This is a genomic window from Legionella worsleiensis, from assembly GCF_001467535.1.
In the GTDB taxonomy this organism is placed as follows: domain Bacteria; phylum Pseudomonadota; class Gammaproteobacteria; order Legionellales; family Legionellaceae; genus Legionella; species Legionella worsleiensis.
The window spans coordinates 66,649-88,958 of the sequence record NZ_LNZC01000007.1 but is presented as its reverse complement, the minus strand read 5'-3'; the positions used below and the strand labels follow the sequence as shown (position 1 = coordinate 88,958).

Here is a 22,310-nt window from a genome sequence, read left to right as displayed (position 1 = left end):
TATCAATAAAAGCGAAAAAAGCCTTATTGACTTTGGCCTTCGGTAGAAGGTTGTTCTGCACCAGCATCAGTTTTGGCTGCATCACCTTGAGTTTGTGTTTGAGCAGCATCTGTAGTGCCTTCTGCCGGCTTGGATGAGCCATTGTCACCACAGGCAGTTAACAATACTGCTAAAAATCCAGTTGCAGCTATCATAGCTAAACGATTCATAACCATTCTCCCTATTAGATTTAGATTTTTATATAAAATCATCTTAATTCTAGCAAATATTCACATTAAGTGAAGAAGTTATCACCAAACTAATGAAATAAAATTTAAAAACCGATACAGCATGTTTCTTTTAGAAACAAAACATCACTTTACTGACTTACAATCACAGTTTTGCTAAAATTACACAACGCTTTTTGAGACATCTTTTCATGACGACATCACACACTCCTATGATGCAACAATATTTACGCATCAAATCAGACTATCCCGATATGCTGCTCTTCTATCGTATGGGCGACTTTTATGAATTGTTTTTTGATGATGCCAAACGAGCAGCGCACTTGTTGGATTTAACCTTAACGCACAGAGGCCAGTCCGCAGGCAAACCTATTCCTATGGCCGGCCTTCCTTATCATGCAGTGGAAGGCTATCTTGCCAGACTCATAAAAAAAGGTGAGTCCGTAGCCATTTGTGAACAAATTGGCGATCCCGCAACCAGCAAAGGCCCTGTTGAACGGCAGGTAACCCGAATTATTACCCCAGGTACAGTAACCGATGAGGCGCTGTTGGATGCCAGAAAAGATAATGTATTGCTCGCACTGCATCAGTACAAGCATCAAACAGGTTTGGCGTGGGCTGATTTAAGCAGCGGTCGTTTTCATTTACTGGAACTGGATGATGAAACACAACTGCACGCAGAACTGAGTCGCTTAAGACCTGCCGAAATACTGGTTCAGGAGTCATCAAAACTATACGACTACTGCAACAATTTCACCGTTAAAAATCGACCGGGGTGGGAGTTTGCTACAGACAGCGCACTGCAGCGGGTACGTGAACAGTTTTCAGTAACGGATCTGTCCGCTTTTGGCGAGCAAGAGCATCCTACCGCATTAATCGCTGCGGGGGTTTTACTTGCCTATTTAAAAAATACGCAAAAGCAAACACTGCCGCATCTGAACTCTGTAGTGCTGGAGCGCCCCGAAGATTATCTGCAACTTGACGCTGCGACCCAAAAGCATCTGGAGCTTACCGAAAACGTCCACGGCGGCAGTAACCATACGCTCTTGGCTATATTGGATAATACCGCTTGCGCCATGGGAAGCCGCTTACTGAAAAGATGGTTGGGTCGCCCTTTGAAACAGCGTCACCTGATTTTGTCCAGACAACAAAGTGTTAAAGAAATTATTGCAGCCGAACAAGATATGTCTCTTCATCATGTGCTAAAGCACTGTTGTGATGTAGAGCGAATTGTTTCCCGTATTGCGTTGAAATCCGCACGTCCCAGAGACTTGGTGGCTTTGCGAAATACCTTATCGTTACTTCCCGAACTAAAAGAAGCACTTAAAAAGAATCAATCGCCTCTCATCAATCAAATAAAACAACACATCAGCCCTTTGCCTGTACTTCAGGAATTATTAACAGCAGCGATAATTGATAATCCTCCAGTCCTTATTCGGGATGGCGGTGTGATTGCTCCTGGATTTGATGAAGAACTCGATGAATTAAACGCTTTAAGTACCCATGCGAATGAAAAGCTGGATGAGTTGGAACAGGCAGAAAAACAACGCACCGGGCTTTCCACCCTTAAATTTGGCTTTAATAACGTCCAGGGATATTATATTGAACTCTCCAAATCACAAGCAGAAAAAGCGCCTCCAGAGTACCATAGAAAACAAACCTTAAAGAATGCAGAACGCTACATTACCCCTGAACTCAAGGTATTTGAAGAAAAGGTGCTCTCAGCACGGGTAAAAGCCCTGGCTCGGGAAAAATGGTTGTATGACAATTTACTGGCAGAGCTGCAACAGTACATTAATGAATTAACCATCCTTGCGCAGGCTCTTGCTGAACTTGATGTACTGGCCAATCTCGCAGAGCGCGCACAAAGTCTAAACTGGAATTGTCCTGAGATGGTAGAACAAGCAGGAATCAATATTGAATCTGGGCGGCATCCGGTAATAGAACAACTGGTTCAGGAGCAATTTATTGCCAATAGCGTGCAACTCAATCCAGCGCAAAACATGTTGCTTATTACCGGCCCTAATATGGGTGGTAAATCAACTTATATGCGCCAGACAGCATTGATCGTTTTGTTGGCGCATATAGGCAGTTTTGTTCCCGCACAAAAAGCACTATTAGGCCCTATTGATCGTATTTTTACTCGTATAGGCTCAAGCGATGATCTGGCCTCGGGACGCTCAACCTTTATGGTCGAAATGGCTGAAACAGCCTATATATTAAGACAAGCTACCCAAGAAAGTCTGGTACTCATCGATGAAATTGGTCGTGGAACCAGTACCTATGACGGGATGTCCTTGGCCTATGCGTGTTGTGCCTATCTTGCGACAACACTCAAAGCCTACACCCTATTTTCAACTCATTATTTTGAATTAACTCGTTTACCCGAAGAATTGCCTTGTATACGTAATGTTCACCTGCAAGCCTCATTAACGACTGGGCGAATTGTATTTCTCTATCGTGTAGAAGACGGCCCAACAGACAGAAGTTATGGTCTGGAAGTTGCCGCTCTGGCTGGCATACCTCCCGATGTACTTACTTTAGCCAATCAGTATTTACGCCAGATTCATGAAAACACACATCAAACTGCATTCAGACCGCCAAGTGCCGTCGCCAATACCCATTCGCTGGTATCAGAACAGTTGGCACAGATTGATCCTGATCGGTTGAACGCAAGAGAGGCACTGGATTTGATCTACAAATTAAAAGAACTGGAGGCAACGGATGCCGCATTTTAATTACGTTACTCTATGAAAAAAATAACGTGTATCATTCTTGTTTTGATCGCTTTTACGGTACGAGCTGAGAATACCAAAATGCCGGAATTGAAGATAACTGGCGTTACTGGTAAAGCACTTGCCAATGTAGAGCTGCGGTTAAAAGAACTGCAGGATACTCGCTCCATAAGCGAATTGCATCCTGATGAATTGCGCACACAAATCATTAAAGCGCTTCAGCCTTATGGATATTTTAAAGCACAAGTTAATTTGTCTTTAATAACGAATCAATCCGTCAGAATAACGATTGTACCCGGACCTCAGGTTCATATAGCCTCAATTCACACCGAACTTCTTGGCGAGGGACGCCAAAATCCTTCGTTACTTAAAGCATTAAAGAAGCTACGCATTAAAACAGGTGATCCTTTTTTCAACAAACGCTATGAGCATGCAAAACAAAAGCTGTTGAATACCGCAGAAAATCTTGGTTATCTGCATGCATCTTTTCAAAAATCAGAAGTTCTGATTAATGAACAAATGAACACTGCCCGCATCACACTTATATTCGATACCGGGCCTCTATATTACTTCGGCCAGGTGCAATTTGATCCAACCAACATCAGCCCCGAATTACTGCATCGTTTTGTTCCATTTCACCCTGGACAAGCCTATTCGACAGATCTTATCCTCAAATTAAACGACAATCTTTCCAATAGCGGTTATTTTAATTCTGTTTTGGTTAAACCGCAGATAAATGTGAGTCAGACAGTACCTGTTCAGGTTCATTTACAACCGGTACCCAAATACTCTTATTCACTAGGTGCGGGTTATGGAACAGATACGGGTATTCGTGGAAGAGCTGGGCTGCATGTGATCCCGGTCAACAAAAAAGGCCACAAATTTAATGCCTTGGCTCAAGGTTCCTTTACACAAAATGCCTTGCAAGCTCAATATGTCGTTCCGGGATCAAACCCAGTAGCCGATCAGTACAGTCTAACGGGTAATTTTTCAAATCTGAATTACAACACAGGATACAGTAATGCCGTCTTGTTATCGCTAGGTCAACTGCATAATGGAGATAATTTCCAGCGCACACTGTCGTTAAATGGTCTTTATGAAACCTTTCACTATGCGTATCAACCCAATACAAATCAGTTTCTTTTGTATCCTAAAGGGACATTCACCTTCACTAAAACAAAAAATCTGCTGTTTTCTCCTTCAGGGTATAACATTACCTTTAATGCCCTTGGCGCTAATAAATTCACCGCCTCTAACCTTGATTTTGGTCAATTAACCGTTGATGCCAAGGCAGCCCTGATGATAGAGCCCCTACGACTTCGGCTTTACGGACATGCAATACAAGGTATCACAGCAACCAGCGACATCAATCAATTGCCTTTATCTCTGGCAATGCTATTGGGTGGAACTGACAATTTAAAAGCGTTTAGCTTTAACTCTATAGGCCCAGGTAAAATAATGACTTATGGCGGCTTTGAACTGCAAAAAGAAACCTTTAAAAACTGGTATCTTTTGGGATTCTATGACACTGGAGACGTGTATAATCCCAAACCCAAAACCATATTGCATGATCTGGGAGTAGGCTTAATGTGGGTTTCGCCCATTGGTCCAATCAAAGTTGGACTAGCACAATCCGTTGATAATAATTTACAAAGAGTGGGCACCAATCCTCGTTTAGTCATCAATATGGGGCCAGACCTATGATAAAGTTGCTGAAGAAATTAGTTTATTTCAATCTCTTTATTCTTATTATCCTCATTACTTTATTTTCTTTTTTCCTGACAACTACCCCAGGTTTGTATACCTTGCTCAAGCTAGGCTCATTTTATTTACCAGGAACGCTCAAGGCGCATCATATAAAGGGGAGCCTATTGGATGGCTGGTCTGTCGATACGCTGGAATATCAACACGACGCAACGCATATCAAAATAAACCAGTTGCAGGTTTCATGGCATCTAAACTCTTGGATGCAGCCTCAATTACATATTAAGAAGTTAAAAGCCAAGTCTTTAGAGCTTAATGAACAAGCAACCTTAAACACAGTTACAGCATCCGGTTTACTTACTCGGCACCATTTAAGCATAGACTCCCTGCGTTTTAATTTTTTAAATCATCGCATTGAAGGTCATACTGATGTTGATTTGCAAATACCGCATGCGCTATCAGGAACGCTGTCTTTAAATCCTCAAAATGCCAATAAGTCACATCTGCAAGGAAAGATTAATTTTGGAGGAAAAGACAACCAGTTACACTGGACTGGAACTATTAAAGGCCCAGGGGAAGTTTCTATCGAAGGAAGCTTGAAACAGTTAACTGAAATAAACCAAGTCATCAAATGGCGTAGTATGTCATGGCCTATTTTAGGGCAAAATCCATTACAAAGTCCTGAAGGAAGAATAAAAATATCAGGGACTCTTCCCAAACTGGACATTGAGATTCAAACCAAACTAAACCAAAATGATCATAAAGATTGGCATATTAATGCGACTATTCAAACGATACTGCCTTTTAATTGGCAATTAAACGCAACGGTAGCACCGACACAATCGCTTGATACAGCCTGGGAAGGCATGCATACAATCCTCAATATCAAAGGCAAACTTCGTGACCTGAATAACGGATTTATGACCCTGACTGTGCCACCGGGTTATTATCAAACGGCTAAAGACAGTTCTTTACCCATCCTCAAGTTTTCCGGTGGTAAAGTAAATGCCTCACTCACCTCCAAAGGCTTGTCTGGAAAAGGGGCATTAAAAATTGATGCCACGACGCAAATGAATATCAACTTTAATCTACCCGGTTTTGATTTGAATAAGGGGCTTTCACCAAAACAGCCCCTGACCGCTGATTTGACCTTGTTGGTTAACTCTTTTGATTTTATTAAATCATTAAGTCCCGATATAAGCCATGCCAGAGGCCACTTAAGTGCTTCGCTCACCGCAAAAGGAACTTTTAATAAACTGCTGTTCGCAAGCAGTTTAAAACTTGTAAAAGCCAGTATTTCAGTCCCTAAACTAGGACTGAATCTTGACCCTATAGACATGACTGTTAGTGCCAAAAAGAACACATGGGAGGCAAGAGGAACACTAAACGCTGTCAACAAAAAAATATCCATTAAAGGGCAAGGAATTCTTAGTGCCAATCCACAAGGCGAACTAACTTTACAAGGTTCTGACTTTCCTTTAGTCAATACTAAAGAATATCAAGTCAACATCTCGCCAAAACTTAAACTGTCCTTGCTCCCAACTCATTTAAGCATGTCAGGAACTGTTGTTGTACCTTACGCACAAATAAAACCTCAATCCTTTTCCAATAGTCTGACAGTTTCTGAGGATGTAGTGTTTCAAACTCATAATAAAACGCCTCCGCCCACCCCATGGAATACTGATTTGGATATAAAAATCGAAATGGGCGAACAGGTTGCGTTATCGTTTAAAGGACTTGATGCAACTTTAGCAGGCGCTGTTCATTTAAAACAGTTACCCAAAGGACCTGTGACAGCAAATGGAGAATTGAACGTAGTGAAAGGTAAATACAAAGCCTACGGCCAGGATTTAGCCATTGAACAAGGAGAGTTGATTTTTACTGGTGGGCGTCTGGATAATCCAGGTATTAACCTTAGAGCTGCAAAAAAAATTGATACCAGCTCAGCCTCTATGACCAGCTCCAATCAACTCTTCGATTTTAATAATAATAATTTACAAAATGCGAACCTGAGGGGCAACATTAGTGTGGGAGTTGAAGTCACTGGACGCTTGACCTCACCGAAAATACAACTGTTTTCCAATCCTTCCGTTTTATCACAAGCAGATATATTATCCATGCTGGTTTTAGGTCGTCCAGCCAGTCAAGCCAACAAAGCGGGAGCCCAGCTCTTGTTAGCGGCAATATCCTCTATGAATTTGGGAACAGGAACTAATGGGGCTCAGCTCCTTGATCAGTTAAAACAAAATCTGGGTTTTGATTTTGATGTCCAAACAAATAGCAATTTTAATTTGGTTACCAATCAGGTGAGTGATAACACCGCTCTGGTAGTAGGCAAATCGCTATCCAAACGTATGTATTTGAGTTATAACGTGGGTCTATCACAAGCAGATCCTAACGTGCTCACTCTTAAGTATTTACTCAATCAGTTTTTGAGCATCCAGGTCAGCAGCAGCGATGAAGGAAATGGTATCGATTTTTTCTATACCTCAAGTAAAGATTAAATACTTCAGGCGGAGGAATTGAATTCTGTTCAACCTCCCCTTCTTTAAATAACCGATATTTTAGTAAGGATTTTTTTATGAACGATTACATTATACCCTTGCGATTATCGCGCCTTCGCAGCAGCGCCATGTCACGTGCCCTTGTCCAGGAAACTCGCCTGCATCCGCAGCAGTTTATTGCCCCTTTGTTTATCAGCGAAGAATTGGATGAACCCAAAGCAATTGCAGCCATGCCTGGGCAATATCAACTAAGTCTTGACTCCTTACTCCAAGAGATAGAACAAATAAGTGCTTTAGGTATCCCCGCAGTATTACTGTTTGGTATTCCTAAAATCAAAGATGCCTGTGGCAGCGCATCATTCAGTAAAACGGGAATCATTCAACAAGCGATAAAGAAAATCCGCTCGGTTAATTCGGATATCTTAATCATTACCGATCTGTGTTTTTGCGAATACACTGATCACGGTCATTGCGGTGTTTTAAAAAATCAAAAAATAGATCATGCCAATACTTTGCACCTCCTGGGGAAACAGGCAGTAAGCCATGCAGAGGCAGGTGCAGATTGGGTTGCACCCAGCGGAATGACCGATGGAATGGTAGGTGCGATTAGAATGGCACTGGATGCAGCAGGTTATCATCACATTCCTATTCTCAGCTACAGTGCCAAATATTGCTCATGCCTTTACGGCCCATTTAGAGAAGCCGCACAAGGGGCACCACAGTTTGGCGACCGAAAAGCCTACCAGATGAATCCAGCCAATAGTGATGAGGCACTGAGAGAAACAGCCCTGGATCTTGATGAAGGTGCTGATATGATTATGGTCAAACCTGCAGGATTCTATCTGGATATTATCTATAAACTTAAGCAGCGCTACAAAGAAGTACCTCTTTGCGCCTATCAGGTTAGTGGTGAATATTCTATGATTAAATCAGCTGCGAAAAACAATCTTATTAACGAAGAACAGGCAATCATTGAAAGCCTGACCGCAATCAAAAGAGCAGGAGCCAACTTCATTATTTCTTATTTTGCCAAAGACATTGCGCACATATTAAAATAAAGGAAGCTCCCAAGTATCATCCTAAGCATAAAAAACACTTAGGATCTGATTAGTTCATTAAATCCTGAGTGGGACGATTTATATAGCTCGTTATGTTAGAGAGTGTGCCACTCCAGGGAGATCCCTCGCTGCGCTCTGGATGACGTGGGGAGTTACTCACAAACAATATGGTTTTTAAAAAATACATATATGTCAACTTATGAACAATAAGTTTGTTTTAAATCCTAAAGACTTGCCTCAAAGTAGACAATCCCCTATAGTTAGTGGGATTAGTTTGTACCCATCACTTAAAATTTACAACGGAGACATGAATGAATTTGATGCTTAAAAGTATATCGGCAATTGCTTTAAGTCTGAGTGCCGCAACCGCTTTTGCAGTTCCAACTTATTTGATAACGCACAACAATACCAATGTTGAGTCCAATGCTTTTATTGCTGGCACCATTCCATCGCCTTACCCGACTCCTGCGAATTCTACTCGTCAGGTTTATTGGAATATGGTAAAAATGGCTTGTTACGGGCACACGACAAACGGCCGATGCTCTGCTCTTATTAAAATGGCAACAAACACATCTGCTCCAATTGAGCTAGGCTATGTGTCCATGGAATTGGACTCTGGTGATATTTCGCCTAAAGTACTTTCAGCTAAAGGATTTACTTTGACAGTTAATGGACCAGGTGAAGCGACCATTACCAGAAATTAGACCTTATTCATTGATTCTTTCAATATAACGCCTCATCATACCAATGGTTGAGGCGTTTTTATATTCTATGAAGTAAAACTACATCTATATCGAACTGACGCTTAATGAGGAACCAACGTCAGGCTGTTCCAAGCATTCCGCAACCTTTCCCTCCCAAATCTGTTGACACTCAAGGAACATCTGTTGCAGTTCTTCCGGTGCTTTTTCAAGGACATCATGTGTTGCAACATTGGGATCGTAAAATTCTGAACTGCTGATAAAGGATGGGGCATCCAGGATCTTTCGCATTTCGTTCCGGCCCTCAAAATAAATCGATATTAATTGGTTTACAGAGTATCCAGGAATAATATTTGAATTGAAGATAAGAAAAGGCGACAAATTTTCTCTCATGAGAAGATACTGTAGAAGAATCATAGAATACGTTCGTCCCACTCCGTCAGCAAAAGGGTGATGTAAAACTGAAAACTTAATAAATGCAAATATACACCAAAGCTTCTCTGTTTCAGTTTTAGCCTTTTCAATACCATCATTAAACTCGAAAATAAGATTTTCAGTAAAAATATCCAAAATACCAGGTTTTTCGGGTGACGAATATTTTTTAAAATATATCATTACACCATTTTCTATTAGCCTCAAGCATTGTTTGGCGTTTTCCAGAATATCAGAGAAACCGGTGTAGAACTCCCCTTGATAGTCCCTTGGATAACACAAAACCAATTTTATACCAGAAAAACCATAATTTTTTTCAAGTGCAGTCAGGTATCTTAAAGATTCAACCAGTCCGGCTAACGAATCCATGTCATGAGTCATTCGCCACATCACAGAGTGGTCACAAAAGGCTCCTGGTGTGAGTGGTAACAGGTTCGCAACTCCACTTGTACATATTTCATGAAGTTTCTTAATAAAATCGTTGTCTAAGGGAGTTCGTGCTTTTAGATGGTCAAGAACAAAACAAAATCCCTTAGTTACCTGTTTTAAATAACCTGGTTCGTTAATCTCAAAATCTATCCAGGCAGGATCGTAACGGTCACTTTCAATAATGTCACTGATTAATTCAGTCCTTTTTTCAGTCGCTTTAAAGGCTTTAAGAAATCGAAAAACATCAGGATCCTTAAAAGCGTCTAAATGGTGAATACGAAGCTCATTGACCCTAAAATAATTTTTTATCTCTGCAAGCGAGGTTTCTTCATGGCTTCTGGTAAATTTGTAGTATAAATTTCTGTAAACGGCAGGTCTAATATCGTAACGAACTCGTTCAACGAAAAAGCGCCAAAATTCCTGGCTAGGAAACCGGGTTAAAAAAGAATGCAAATCGTCTGATGCTTTGCTACTTGAAGAAGCGGCCTGACTTGAGGTTGCGGATGAAAATAAATTAGGGGGTTTGTACATCATTAATTCCATAAAAACATCATGTGTATTTTATAGCCCAGAAAAGAACAACAATCAATCATTGTGTTTGTAATTTTACAGACAAATTATTTCTGTACAAAATTTATGCATTGCCTCAAATTGAGGTCAATAAAGTGAAGCAATGACATGAAAATCTACCTCGTCAAAGAAACAAGGTCGTTCATCACGCAAAAAAAAGCCATGCAAAAGCATGGCTCAGGAAAAAAATATTTTTTATTTTGTTACGGGAGGAATGACAGGATCAATAGTCCAAACTAACTGTGCACCAACGAGATCTCCTCCCGTTTTACCAGTAGCATTCACATTATACGTTGAAGTAAGGCCTATGTTGTCTGTTCTGTTAACTCGGGCATCATCAGCCGCAAATAAATGAGTGTAACCAACATCTACACCTATGTTAGGACGAGCTTGATAATGAGCACCTATTGATAAAGCCCAGCGATCCGTATCAGGCAAGCGAGCATCTCTATCTACATCATTAGTTGGTGTTGCATCAAAACCGCCGCCAACTCGCAACATCAGGTTGGGGTTCACATGATAATTAGCACCAACAGCCACACGCCATGCACCACTACTTGCGTAATTCTGTTCAGATACACTGTTCACTTTAATGTGTCTTACAGGATTAACCGTAGTATTTACGGCTGCAACATTATTTAACTCCAGTGTTTTAAGCGTTCCCCAATTCGTGAATACCACAGAACCTAATAAAGCTATTGTTTGGTTCACATCATGATAACCACTTAGGGTAACTATATCAGGAAAATCAATGACGTTGCTGTTAAGGTCGTTAGATTTGAATGTAGAATTAATATTGGCAGCTAAGGGATCCAAAAGACTTAATTCAGGATCAGCGAGTCGTCCACCGAGAATACTGTATCCATGAAAATGATGTCTTACCTTGGACTGATAATTCAAACCAATTCGCGTATGGTTGTCATTAAACATCGCCAAAGCGCCTGCATGAAAACCAACACCAAAGGATTGACCTTTGTTGTAACTTTGAGAATCGACCACAAAAGGATCAAGCCCAGGTATAGGAATGTCCTGATACAAAGTAGGTGCGCCTAACATACGATTGAATTTAACTCGAGCGTATTGCAGATCAATACCACCACCTATTGAAAAATTCTCTGACAATTTGCCGCTGATTTCAGGAGAAACAGTACTGGTCATTAATTCTGTAGCGGTTGCTTGATATCGAACGGGGGATGTAGTATCCCAATTGGTGCCCAAACCGAAAGGAGTAACCACACTCAGACCAAAGGCTGCGTTTTCACCTAAAGGTTTTGCGTAATGAAATGAAGGAACAAGAGCATTTTCACCACCACTTAAATTATCAAAGGTCTGAACGTAATCAGGTAGACCGTTAGTACTAAAAGTAGAAGTACCGCTCAACTTTACGGTTGGAAAAACACCAACACCACCAAAAACAGCTTGTTGTTCACGAATAAGCACTAGACCGGCTGGATTATACCAACCAATTGATGCGTCTGCTCCTTCAGCTGCAATACCTGCTGCATAGTTACCAATCGCAGCAGCACTGCCTTCGCTATACAAAGAAAATGCACCAGCTTGTACCGTGTTTGTCGCCAGAACTCCAAGTATTGAGGCACTTACTAGCGTTCTTAGAGGTTTGTGCATGTTGTTTACTCCACACTCGTTTATTTGAAATGCTTCCAAATTTAAAATCTGGGCAGATAATAAATGAAATTACATGTAATTCAAACGATTCAACTAAAATTTTTGTATTTACATTCAATAAGTAAAAAATTTAAAGCCACAGTGTTTTTTATATAAACATGATGAATAATTATTCCCGACAAGCTATTCAGACAAATTTTTACAAACACTTGTATAACCCATTTAGTCCATGCTAATGTGTTTCTTTTTTGTGCGGAATACAATCATGCAACACGTAGTCACTAAATTTGGTGGAACAAGTGTTTCATCACGAGCCACCTGGGATAATATTGCAGCAATTACCAAGAAACACTTGAAGGATGGCGTTCAGCCCGTGATTGTCTGTTCCGCATTAACGCAAATATCCAATAAATTGGAAAAAGCTATAGAAGCAGCCTTACTCGACGAACACCACAGTATTCTCGCAGATATAAAAAGCAGTCACTTTAAATTGGCAGAAGCACTTGAAGTCAGCCCGAATCTGGTCAGTGAGGAATTACATCACCTTGAACAATGGTTAACTGGAATTGCGCTGCTCAAACAAGCTCCCGCAAAAACTCATGCGCAAATTTTAAGCCTTGGCGAACTGATGATGACTCGTCTTGGCCATGCCTTTTTGAACAATCAAGGCATAAACAGCACGTGGTATAACGCAAAAGATTTGCTCACCAGCACTCCGGTTCATGGCGGCGAATCAGTCAATTATCTCTCCGCTCGCTGTGACAGTGAATACGATGCCAATCTGGTTGAAAAATTCCTGAACAGTGGCGCACAAGCAATTATTACCCAGGGATTCTTTGCTGCAAACTCTTCGGGAGAAACGGTTTTATTAGGACGAGGCGGCTCAGATACATCCGCAGCTCTCTTGGCTGGAAAATTACAGGCCTCATCGTGTGAAATATGGACTGATGTTCCTGGCATTTATACCGCAAATCCACATCAGTTGCCGCATGCACGATTACTCAAGCAATTAAATTATGACGAAGCTCAGGAAATCGCCTCTATGGGGGCAAAAGTACTTCATCCGAATTGCATTCCGCCAGTGAGACGAGCAAATATCCCCATGGTAGTTAAATTTACCCAGCTTCCTGAGCATTCAGGTACGTTAATAACCAAAGATATTGACGAGTCAGCGCCCTTGATTAAATCCATCCAGGTCAAACACAGTATCCTGCTGATCTCTATAGACACGTTGAATATGTGGCAACAAGTCGGATTTTTGGCTGATGTTTTTGCTGCATTCAAAAAGCATGGTTTTTCTGTTGATTTGTTGTCTTCTTCAGAGTTTAACGTCACTTTGTCGCTGGATAATAATGCTAAAATGTACGACAGACCGGCGATTAATACCCTTTTATCTGATTTAAACGAATTCGGACGTGCCAAATTAATCGAGCCGTGCAGTGCAGTAAGCCTGGTTGGTCATCACATCCGCACCGTATTACCCCATCTTGGCCCAGCATTGGAAGTTTTTGATGCCAAACAAGTGTACCTGATGTCTCTGGCTTCAAATGATTTAAACCTGACTTTTGTGGTTGACGAGTCGCAAGCAGATAAACTCTGTCAAAAACTGCATCATTTATTGATCGAAAGCAACCCGCAAATTTTTTATTACTCAAAAAGCTGGCATGAGGAATTCGGCAAACCCACTGTACGCCCTACCCCTTGGTGGGAATCCGAACGTGACCGTTTATTAACAGCTGGCGCAATGCACTCCCCGTGCTATGTATACCATAGCCCAACACAGTCTAATCGGGCAAAACAACTGCTTGAATTAAAAGCTATTGACAAATTATTCTACGCTATCAAAGCAAATCCTTATCCATCCATCCTGAAAACGCTTGAAAAAGAGGGTGTTGGTTTTGAGTGTGTGTCCATTCAAGAGCTGCAATCGGTGCTCGACTTATTCCCTGATATCAACAAAGAAAGGATATTGTTCACCCCCAATTTTGCTCCGAGAGCAGAATATGAATTCGCTCTTTCTGTGGGCTGTTACGTCACTATAGACAGCGTGTATCCTTTAGAGTCCTGGCCAGAACTTTTTAAAAATCGTGAGGTTATAATCCGCATTGATCCAGGCGCTGGAGCGGGTCACCACAAACACGTTTCTACAGGCGGTAACGAATCAAAATTTGGCATCAACCAAAATGATCTAAACCAGGTTCTTGCCTTGACAAAAAAACACGGCATTAAAGTCATAGGATTACATGCTCATTCAGGAAGCGGAATTTTAACTCCAGATTTATGGCAACAAACGGCTTTAATGCTGGCCTCTTTAAGCGAACACTTTACTGATATTCGTTCCATCAATTTAGGTGGTGGCCTGGGTATTGTTGAAAAACCGGGGCAGCATCCTATTGATTTTGCATCACTAGACGCATCGTTATTAGCAGTTAAATCACGCTATCCTCATTTGCAACTGTGGTTAGAACCTGGCCGCTTTTTTGTTGCAGAAAGTGGAGTCATTCTTGCAAAAGTGACTCAGTGCAAAGAAAAAGGCAAAGTCAAATTTATTGGTATAGAAACAGGAATGAACTCTTTGATTAGACCCTCTTTGTATGGTGCCTATCACGAAATTGTTAATTTAACCCGTCTCTATGAAGAAAAGTCAGGATTCTCTCACATAGTTGGCCCTATTTGTGAATCAGGCGATACGCTCGGGTACGATAGACTATTACCTGTAACCAAAGAAGGCGATATTTTATTGATTGCCAATACAGGAGCTTATGGTCGTTGTATGAGCTCTCATTACAATTTAAGACCGCCTGCTCAGGAAATTGTATTGGAATAGAATAATGACGCTTGTTGATAGTGACCAGAGGAGCAAGGCTACCGATCCACGATCCTCGTTTATAGTCCAGGCTCCTGCCGGGTCAGGTAAAACTGAAATACTGACCCAGCGTTATTTGAGACTACTCGGTAAAGTAAGCAGCCCGGAACAAATTATAGCCCTCACCTTTACGCGAAAAGCAGCAACCGAAATGCGTGAGCGAATTGTTCTGGCTCTGCAACAAGCGGCATCCAATACACCAGCGGCTAGCCCTCATCAACAGCTGACCCTGGGATATGCACATGAAGCACTGCAACGCAGCGCTCTGTTTCACTGGGATTTATTGCAACAAACCAATCGCTTAAAAATTATCACCATTGATTCATTATGCCAAAGCATTAATCAGGCAATACCCTTATTAGAACAACAGATTGCCTATGCCCAAATAACCGATACTCCCGAACACTATTATCTCAAAGCGGCAAGAAATTGCATCCAGTTTGCTATAGAAACGCCAGAGTTTCAGCCAGCAATTAAAACGTTATTGATTCATGTAGACAACCGGCAAGACAAGTTGGTCGAATTGTTTAAATCCCTTTTAGGACAAAGAGATCAATGGCTTTCACCCTTATTTCAAGCAAGAGCGCAGGATAAATCAACTTTTGAGGAAGCATTACGTCTTATAGAACAACACGAGCTATCCCGTTTCAAGCAAAGCCTTCCAGCCATACTCGCAGACCGCCTGGTCAAACTGAGTCGAACTGTCGCTGCTGTGGAAAACGACCCTCTATCTCCACGCTTTGTGTTAAGAGATTGGTATGATTTTGAACACTCAAATCAGGATATTTGTATTGCACTAGGCAAGCTCATCCTTGATAGCAAATCGCTTATTCGTAACAGTTTTGATCACAATGTCGGGTTCTTAAAGCCGCATTACACTCCAGAGGAATACAAAAGATTAAAACAGGAAAGTGCAGCACTCCTGACCGAATTAAAAGAATACCCCGAATTTCTTGACACCTTGCTGCAGGTCAGTACCTTGCCAAAACCAAAATACGATCCTGACCAATGGGAAGCTCTTCAAGCCCTGTTTATTTTGCTGCCTTTACTTGCAGGATGTCTGCAAGTGCTGTTTAGTGAACATAATGAAGTGGATTTCACCACTATTTCACAACAGGCCATAGCCGCTTTAGGTGAAACCGATAATCCAACTGATTTGGCTTTATACCTTGATAACGCAATTCATCATCTTTTGATTGATGAATTTCAGGACACATCCTTATCCCAATTCGAGCTGATTACCCGCCTCGTTCAAGGCTGGCTGCCAGAAGATGGTAAAACTCTTTTTCTGGTGGGCGATCCCATGCAATCCATTTATCGATTCAGACAGGCAGAAGTTGGATTATTCTTTCGTGCAAAAGAAGAAGGAATTGGTCCTGTATCGCTGCACTCTTTAGAACTAAGCTGTAATTTTCGCTCTAACGAGCCTATAGTGCGCTGGGTAAACACTCATTTTGCCAAAATATTTCCCCAACATGTAGACATAGAATCAGGAGCGGTCAGTTTTCATCCCTCAGTACATGTAGTTAACAACGATACTTCAAGCTTTATTCAAGCCTGGCAATGTACTGATAGAGAACAGGAAGCCGCTCGATTGATTGCGATTGTACAGGATGAATTACAAAATAATCCCAAACAAAGTATCGCCATATTAGTTCGCTCTCGTACACAGCTAACCGATATTATGAACCTGCTTCGCCAAAACAAAATACCTTATCAAGGAACAGATATTGATTTACTGGCTAATCTGGTTCATTTGCGAGATGTTTGGTCTTTGACGCAAGCATTGTTAAATCCAGCAGACAGGCTGGCATGGCTATCCCTACTCCGTAGCCCCTATTGCGGACTATCGCTCACTGATCTTCACCTCATCGCTCAGTATAATAGTAAAAAATCGATTTACAGTGCTTTATTGCAGTTAAATAAAATACACGGCTTAAGCGAAGAGGGCATGGCTCGTGCGGCATATTTTGTTCAGGTCATGAACCAGGCACTTGCTCAAAGATATCAGTTTAAACTTTCAGAATGGATAGCAAAAACATTAGATACCCTTTTTGTTGATACCATACTAAATCAACATCAGTTAAATGATCTGGAGCAGTACTGGGTTTTAATTGACCGATATGAGCAACAAGGCAGGCTTCCTGACATGAATGAATTTTTGTCAGAATTCAAAAAGCTGTACTCACAACAGACCACTCCCTCGCTATTACAGGTCATGACCATTCATAAATCCAAAGGATTAGAATTTGATACCGTCATTCTTCCCGGCTTGGGTGCTCAACTAAAAGGATCCGATAAACCCATGTTGCGCTGGCTTAGGTTGCCAACCCAAGGTCAAAACGACCTCTTGCTGGTCTCTCCCATAAGAGCTGCACATCAAGATCATTGTGCATTGTACGATTATCTAGGTCAGTTGGATGAATCAAAAAATCTTTATGAAGCACAACGAGTGCTTTACGTTGCTGTAACCCGGGCTAAATCACGATTGTATTTGTTTGATAGCTCATCAAGAACCGCAAAATCCTCATTTCGTAGTTTACTTAAAAACCAACTGTTTGCAGAACAGCAGGAAGAAGCTCATCAGGAACAATCAGATGATTCTTTACCCAAACTCTTCAAACTACCTCTACATTATTATCAGCGGTCCAAGGTTGAATTGATTCAGCCAACAAATCCACCAGCTGCAGAATTAGTCAACGGCATACCCAGACTCACAGGTATTGTAACGCATCACATGCTGCAATGGATTTGTGATCATCATCCCAAAAATCCAGACCAAATTCCCTGGAATATCGCACTTAATGAATTAAACAAACTGGGATTTGATGCAGATGCTCAACTGTCGGCTTTATCCGTTATTAAAGAACAGCTCATGCGATTGTTTGCGGACAAAACAGGTTCATGGATAATTGCGCAACATGAAGCCGAACAAAACGAATGTGAATTAATGGTGGAGCATGAAAATCGACTCGTAACCCGAATTGTTGATAGACTGTTTATTGATCAATCCAAACTTTGGATTATTGATTTCAAAACAGGAAAAGACACTGAAACGACCCTGGCTCAGCACCAAAAACAGCTCAATGAGTATGGCTTGTATGTATCCAGACTTTATTCTCTCCCCATTTACTGCGGAGTCTATTATCTGGTAAATAATCATTGGCTGCATTGGCAATATGAACCGGTAATATGTTCTTGATTCAGAGTGGTAAATCTCAATCACCACCCTCTTGAATGTTCCGATGATGATTAAAAGATGTGATTAGCACACCCTACAGATACTAGTGATTCAGTGACTCCTGCGTTATCATCTCGTTTTTATATTAATCAGGGTTAACTCTATGACAGTTGAAAATACCGTAATAAACGTACTGGATAATCTGCACGATCCCTTTCTTGGTCTAAGTGGTAAAGAAATGAATTTACACTACAGCCTGGATTGTACCGCTGACACCCTTACAATAGATATAAAAGCAGGCTTCCCTTGCCAGATGCTGGATGAAACGTTTAAGGCAAGTGCATTAGCCGCTTTAAATGCGCTATTTCCTCAGCACACCATAAACATCCAGATAGCACAGTTCATCAGAGCTCATAAAACTCAAATGACGGGTAAAGGATTAAGAGGGGTTAAAAACACAATTGCTGTAGCATCTGGCAAAGGCGGAGTGGGCAAATCAACCGTCACAGTAAATCTTGCAGCGGCTCTTGCTCGATTAGGCGCTAGGGTAGGTATTCTCGATGCAGACATTTACGGACCCAGTATGCCCTTAATGCTTGGTTCAACGCAGCCAGTACAAATCAGTGACGACCGTTATTTACCTGTTCAGGCACATGGAATTCAAGCCATGTCCATAGGCTACATTACCGATATGGATCAAGCGTTAATTTGGCGTGGCCCCATGCTTGCAAAGTCATTGATCCAGATGCTGGATATTACTTTATGGGATGAACTGGATTATTTATTCATCGACTTACCGCCAGGAACGGGCGATATTCAACTCACCTTGGTACAAAAAATTCCGCTAACTGCTGCCATAGTAGTAACGACACCGCAACATGTTGCAACTTTGGATGCACAAAAAGCAATAACTCTGTTTGCTAAAACAGGAATCGATGTACTGGGCGTTATCGAAAATATGGCAACTCATATTTGCAGTCAATGTGGGCATCAGGAAGCAATATTTGGTACCGGAGGAGCACAAGCCATCTGTGCTGCAAATCACAGTAAATGGCTGGGGCAACTGCCTCTGGACGGCCGCATCCGCATGCACTGCGATGAGGGAACCCCAACTGCCGCACTACCCAGAGATGAGTTAACTGATGCCTTCTTGAAAACAGCCCTGTACAGTGCCATTGAACTATCAAAAAAACCCATAAACTATGCTGACAAATTCCCTGATGTTGTCGTTGAATAAAACCTGGCCAAACGCATCAAAAACGAGGGCTATTTATAATAGCCCCCTAATTTGATTATCCCAAACCGGAGCACTGCGATAGAGAGGGATGCGTAAGGTTAGTGAAGAAGAATCTTGCAAACCAACGATGTACTATTATTCTGAGATGGGTATAATAATAAAAAACATTAAATCATAGAGCTATGTTCCGATTTTTAATAATACTTATTGCTGTATTCTTTTCAGCTATCACTTCAGCCCAATCAAGTTATCAAGTGGACATCATCCTCTTCGCTCATCCAACCGGTTCAGCAACACGTACAGAACTGGATTTAAATGCCCCCCTGATTCCAGTAAGTCAAAAAGCGATTCCTCTGACAAAAAGCCGAGGACGATCCAACACAGCGTACACGATATTACCCTCCTCTCAGTCGGGATTACAAAATGAATATTACCTTCTAAGCCATAAACCAGGTTATAAAATAATAGGCCACTATTCCTGGAGACAACCTGCAAACAATCAAAGCAGTATAGCCTTACCCGAATCAAACCAAAATGGGTGGACAGTACAAGGAACAATAAGAATAAAACAAAGCAATTTTTATTCACTGGACACTGATTTATACCTGTCGCCGTCTGACGATCCTCAATCGTCCTTGAATATAGCGCAAAAGCAAAGAATCAAAGGGGGCATGGTTTATTATTTGGATAATCCCCTGATAGGGATGTTAATCAAGGCTCATAAAGTCAGTTAAATCCTGGCTAAATACAAGGGATTTGGAACTATTCCCCTCTCCCCAATACACGCTTAAAGAGCAGGCTGGACGAATATGCTATTCGATAAGACTGTAAAGTAATTTCGCTCCAGCAATGAATTAACAACATACTATTAAAGTATATTACAAGACGATTTACTCTCGTCTACAGGAACAGAAACATGATGGGGAGGTGTATTATAATAGAAAAGCGTTCCCGGGACACTCAAACTCAATTTACCCAAAAAAGAAGCTTTCCTATGTACAGTCTCTATGGCATGCTGTGTCACGAGTTGTTCATCATATTCAATTTGTTTTTCTATAGCGATTTTTGTGGGTTTAAAAGGGACAGAGTGTTTTTCTTGAGCAATACACTCAGTGGATAGTACTTCTCTAAGGGTTTGATCGATTAAAGGATAAGGTGTGCGAGCGCCAACTTTACCTTGAGATAGTGCATCTCTCAATAAACCAATGTCATTTGCACGATACCGATGATAGGGGCAAACTATTAATGGGATCAAGTATCCACTTAAATCCACATCGGAATTAGGCATAATAATATCAACCACTATAGCATTATATTCCTCAGGGGCGACAATCAATTTCGTACCATAGCCAGGGAATTCCGCATCACTTGCATAACCTAATAAATTCATAATGTCCCTAATATGAGTTCCACCCAGTATATATCGACCGTTATATAATGGTTGAAAGCAAGAAAATTCATCAGCAAATCGGTGATCGAAATAGGTAATCGTTTTATCAGCGTGGGCTAAACTGATGTGAGCTGCTTTGGCATATTTTCTCTCTTCAGGATCTAAAATATCCCGAGCAGACGGCATACGATGATGATCCAGAACAAAAAGTCCCTTAAAAATAGAATGGCACTCTGATAAAGCACGTTCTGCGTATTGGCTCATAAAAGGGATACCAAGATAGAAAGAAAGAGTGTTGTTTCCTCTCAGGTTGTATAATACATGTGTTTTTTGGTTACCACTATAAGAGGCATCATCCAGCATCAGTACTTGAGTGATATCAGGATTATCAACACACCATGCTTTTAGGCTCTCTGGAGTTAATATCACTACAGGTTCTCTTAAGCCACAATGTTCTAAGGCAAGACCAATAACCCACTGATCACTACAGCCTCTATTCAATTTATCTGGTCTTGATTCACCCAACAATAAAATGTATGGTGCTCCATTTGATTTTTGATGAAAATCATTAATCGTTTGTTGTAACTGATACATAAAGCGCTCAAAGGATATGTATTGAAAATTATCAATTATTTTCTCAGCTATTTGTCTTGTCATGGGAGTAATCTGAGCGTTTGCCCATTCAGCCATATGTTCACGATTTGGTTCTGCTCGAAACAAAGGTAATTGGGTAGGAAATGAAATGCCTAACTGTTTTGCACTTAATATTGTCCTATCACTTAATTTTCTCATCAGAACGTCACCAAATAAATTTCGCATCAAATAAAAACTGATTCATATTTGACCATATTTTACTATTTATGTCAATATTTAGCGCCAGGCCTTGATGCAGCGGTAGCGTAATCAAGGTTTTTTCATGTCTTACTCGTAACTCCCCAGGTCGTCATCCAGAGGAGCGAAGCGACGAAGGATCTCCATCATCTGGCACTGTCTTAAATTAATGATGGAAACAAGTCATTCCACTGTGGGTTCAGTGTGTTAATCAGTGCATGTTTCTTTTTTCTCGACCATCCCTTGATTTGTTTTTCTCACTCAATAGCAATGATGATTTCTGAGCAGATTTCGTAATAAACTAAGCGGTCCACATTGTATTTTTTAGTAAACCCAGCCACCAGTTTATGCTTGTGTTCATAGACACGGAGTATTAAATCATTGGTAACACCTGTATACAAAACATTATTGTGTTGATTAGCCAGAAGATAAATGGATGATTCCTTATGCATGCACAATATTTTACTTCAGCTTGGTGTTCCGTGACCTCAATTTTGGGTGGTGGAATATCAAAAACCTGTCGCTTCATAATCCCAATCACGGGCGATGAGGTTAATGAACTGTGACAATCTGAGCACGTTAAAACGGCATGTTTCTTGATAATGTCTGGTGACTCAATTTGTTTTAACGTTTTACCCTGATGACCTTTCTGGCCACCGCTGTTATGCTTTCCATTTTCACGAAGCGATGTCGTACGTGGTGGTTTACCTAACCCGTCACTTGATGGAGGCTTTGAGCTATTGCTGCTATTCTTGTTCAGACGCTTTTCCATCTCTGCTATTCTTGCAGCTTGCTGTTGTATGACTTTTTCCAGTTCAG

General features: G+C 41.1%; 15 protein-coding genes. 9 read left to right on the top strand and 6 right to left on the bottom strand.

Features of this window, described 5'->3' with window-relative positions; translation table 11 throughout:
• Positions 1–23: 23 nt before the first annotated feature.
• A complete protein-coding gene (locus tag Lwor_RS04580; protein WP_058492731.1) occupies positions 24–209 on the bottom strand; it encodes a hypothetical protein in 186 nt (61 codons plus the stop codon).
• Between the two features lie 209 nt (positions 210–418).
• On the opposite strand from Lwor_RS04580, the gene mutS reads away from it, so the two are divergent.
• From mutS to Lwor_RS04555, 5 genes are all read left to right on the top strand, one after another.
• Positions 419–2,965 carry a DNA mismatch repair protein MutS gene (gene mutS, locus Lwor_RS04575; protein WP_058492730.1) on the top strand — a complete coding sequence of 849 codons (2,547 nt, stop codon included), beginning with the start codon at positions 419–421 and terminating at the stop codon, positions 2,963–2,965.
• A 12-nt stretch (positions 2,966–2,977) separates the two neighbouring features.
• The gene (locus Lwor_RS04570) at positions 2,978–4,666 is read left to right on the top strand and encodes an autotransporter assembly complex protein TamA (protein ID WP_058492729.1); all 1,689 of its coding nucleotides are present in this window, start codon (positions 2,978–2,980) and stop codon (positions 4,664–4,666) included.
• Positions 4,663–7,170, top strand: coding sequence for a translocation/assembly module TamB domain-containing protein (locus tag Lwor_RS04565; protein ID WP_058492728.1), 2,508 nt, complete (start codon positions 4,663–4,665; stop codon positions 7,168–7,170). Before Lwor_RS04570 ends, Lwor_RS04565 begins: the two co-directional genes overlap by 4 nt.
• Positions 7,171–7,247: 77 nt before the next feature.
• Positions 7,248–8,228, top strand: coding sequence for a porphobilinogen synthase (gene hemB, locus Lwor_RS04560; RefSeq protein WP_058492727.1), 981 nt, complete (start codon positions 7,248–7,250; stop codon positions 8,226–8,228).
• A gap of 311 nt (positions 8,229–8,539) precedes the next feature.
• Positions 8,540–8,932: a hypothetical protein gene (locus Lwor_RS04555; RefSeq protein WP_058492726.1), complete on the top strand. Its 393-nt coding sequence runs from the start codon at positions 8,540–8,542 to the stop codon at positions 8,930–8,932.
• Positions 8,933–9,016: 84 nt separating this feature from the next.
• On the opposite strand, the gene Lwor_RS04550 is transcribed toward Lwor_RS04555, so the two are convergent.
• Entirely contained in the window at positions 9,017–10,333 is a 1,317-nt protein-coding gene (locus Lwor_RS04550) for a hypothetical protein (RefSeq protein WP_058492725.1), read from the bottom strand.
• 222 nt (positions 10,334–10,555) lie between these two features.
• On the bottom strand, positions 10,556–11,986 hold the full coding sequence (locus tag Lwor_RS04545) for an OmpP1/FadL family transporter (protein WP_058492724.1): 1,431 nt from the start codon (positions 11,984–11,986) through the stop codon (positions 10,556–10,558).
• Positions 11,987–12,251: 265 nt separating this feature from the next.
• Here Lwor_RS04545 and Lwor_RS04540 point away from each other — a divergent pair, with 265 nt between their 5' ends.
• From Lwor_RS04540 to Lwor_RS04525, 4 genes are all read left to right on the top strand, one after another.
• The gene (locus Lwor_RS04540; RefSeq protein WP_058492723.1) at positions 12,252–14,813 is read left to right on the top strand and encodes a bifunctional aspartate kinase/diaminopimelate decarboxylase; all 2,562 of its coding nucleotides are present in this window, start codon (positions 12,252–12,254) and stop codon (positions 14,811–14,813) included.
• A 4-nt stretch (positions 14,814–14,817) separates the two neighbouring features.
• On the top strand, positions 14,818–18,054 hold the full coding sequence (locus Lwor_RS04535; protein ID WP_058492722.1) for a UvrD-helicase domain-containing protein: 3,237 nt from the start codon (positions 14,818–14,820) through the stop codon (positions 18,052–18,054).
• Positions 18,055–18,196: 142 nt separating this feature from the next.
• Positions 18,197–19,270 carry an iron-sulfur cluster carrier protein ApbC gene (apbC, locus tag Lwor_RS04530; protein WP_058492721.1) on the top strand — a complete coding sequence of 358 codons (1,074 nt, stop codon included), beginning with the start codon at positions 18,197–18,199 and terminating at the stop codon, positions 19,268–19,270.
• Between the two features lie 182 nt (positions 19,271–19,452).
• Positions 19,453–20,004: a CsiV family protein gene (locus tag Lwor_RS04525; protein ID WP_058492720.1), complete on the top strand. Its 552-nt coding sequence runs from the start codon at positions 19,453–19,455 to the stop codon at positions 20,002–20,004.
• Positions 20,005–20,138: 134 nt separating this feature from the next.
• On the opposite strand, the gene Lwor_RS04520 is transcribed toward Lwor_RS04525, so the two are convergent.
• The 3 genes from Lwor_RS04520 to Lwor_RS04515 form a co-directional block, all read right to left on the bottom strand.
• A complete protein-coding gene (locus tag Lwor_RS04520) occupies positions 20,139–21,452 on the bottom strand; it encodes a hypothetical protein (protein ID WP_147279877.1) in 1,314 nt (437 codons plus the stop codon).
• 296 nt (positions 21,453–21,748) lie between these two features.
• The gene (locus Lwor_RS13430; protein ID WP_415582899.1) at positions 21,749–21,943 is read right to left on the bottom strand and encodes a GIY-YIG nuclease family protein; all 195 of its coding nucleotides are present in this window, start codon (positions 21,941–21,943) and stop codon (positions 21,749–21,751) included.
• On the bottom strand, positions 21,865–22,310 hold a 446-nt coding region (locus Lwor_RS04515; protein ID WP_193786612.1), incomplete at its 5' end, for a DUF6444 domain-containing protein. The genes Lwor_RS04515 and Lwor_RS13430, both read right to left, overlap by 79 nt.

What these genes read in the sequence shown, in the direction of transcription:
- Lwor_RS04580 (WP_058492731.1), bottom strand. Translation starts at nt 209, where the DNA reads ATGAATCGTTTAGCTATGATAGCTGCAACTGGATTTTTAGCAGTATTG.
- mutS (WP_058492730.1), top strand. Translation starts at nt 419, where the DNA reads ATGACGACATCACACACTCCTATGATGCAACAATATTTACGCATCAAA.
- Lwor_RS04570 (WP_058492729.1), top strand. Translation starts at nt 2,978, where the DNA reads ATGAAAAAAATAACGTGTATCATTCTTGTTTTGATCGCTTTTACGGTA.
- Lwor_RS04565 (WP_058492728.1), top strand. Translation starts at nt 4,663, where the DNA reads ATGATAAAGTTGCTGAAGAAATTAGTTTATTTCAATCTCTTTATTCTT.
- hemB (WP_058492727.1), top strand. Translation starts at nt 7,248, where the DNA reads ATGAACGATTACATTATACCCTTGCGATTATCGCGCCTTCGCAGCAGC.
- Lwor_RS04555 (WP_058492726.1), top strand. Translation starts at nt 8,540, where the DNA reads ATGAATTTGATGCTTAAAAGTATATCGGCAATTGCTTTAAGTCTGAGT.
- Lwor_RS04550 (WP_058492725.1), bottom strand. Translation starts at nt 10,333, where the DNA reads ATGGAATTAATGATGTACAAACCCCCTAATTTATTTTCATCCGCAACC.
- Lwor_RS04545 (WP_058492724.1), bottom strand. Translation starts at nt 11,986, where the DNA reads ATGCACAAACCTCTAAGAACGCTAGTAAGTGCCTCAATACTTGGAGTT.
- Lwor_RS04540 (WP_058492723.1), top strand. Translation starts at nt 12,252, where the DNA reads ATGCAACACGTAGTCACTAAATTTGGTGGAACAAGTGTTTCATCACGA.
- Lwor_RS04535 (WP_058492722.1), top strand. Translation starts at nt 14,818, where the DNA reads ATGACGCTTGTTGATAGTGACCAGAGGAGCAAGGCTACCGATCCACGA.
- apbC (WP_058492721.1), top strand. Translation starts at nt 18,197, where the DNA reads ATGACAGTTGAAAATACCGTAATAAACGTACTGGATAATCTGCACGAT.
- Lwor_RS04525 (WP_058492720.1), top strand. Translation starts at nt 19,453, where the DNA reads ATGTTCCGATTTTTAATAATACTTATTGCTGTATTCTTTTCAGCTATC.
- Lwor_RS04520 (WP_147279877.1), bottom strand. Translation starts at nt 21,452, where the DNA reads ATGAGAAAATTAAGTGATAGGACAATATTAAGTGCAAAACAGTTAGGC.
- Lwor_RS13430 (WP_415582899.1), bottom strand. Translation starts at nt 21,943, where the DNA reads ATGCATAAGGAATCATCCATTTATCTTCTGGCTAATCAACACAATAAT.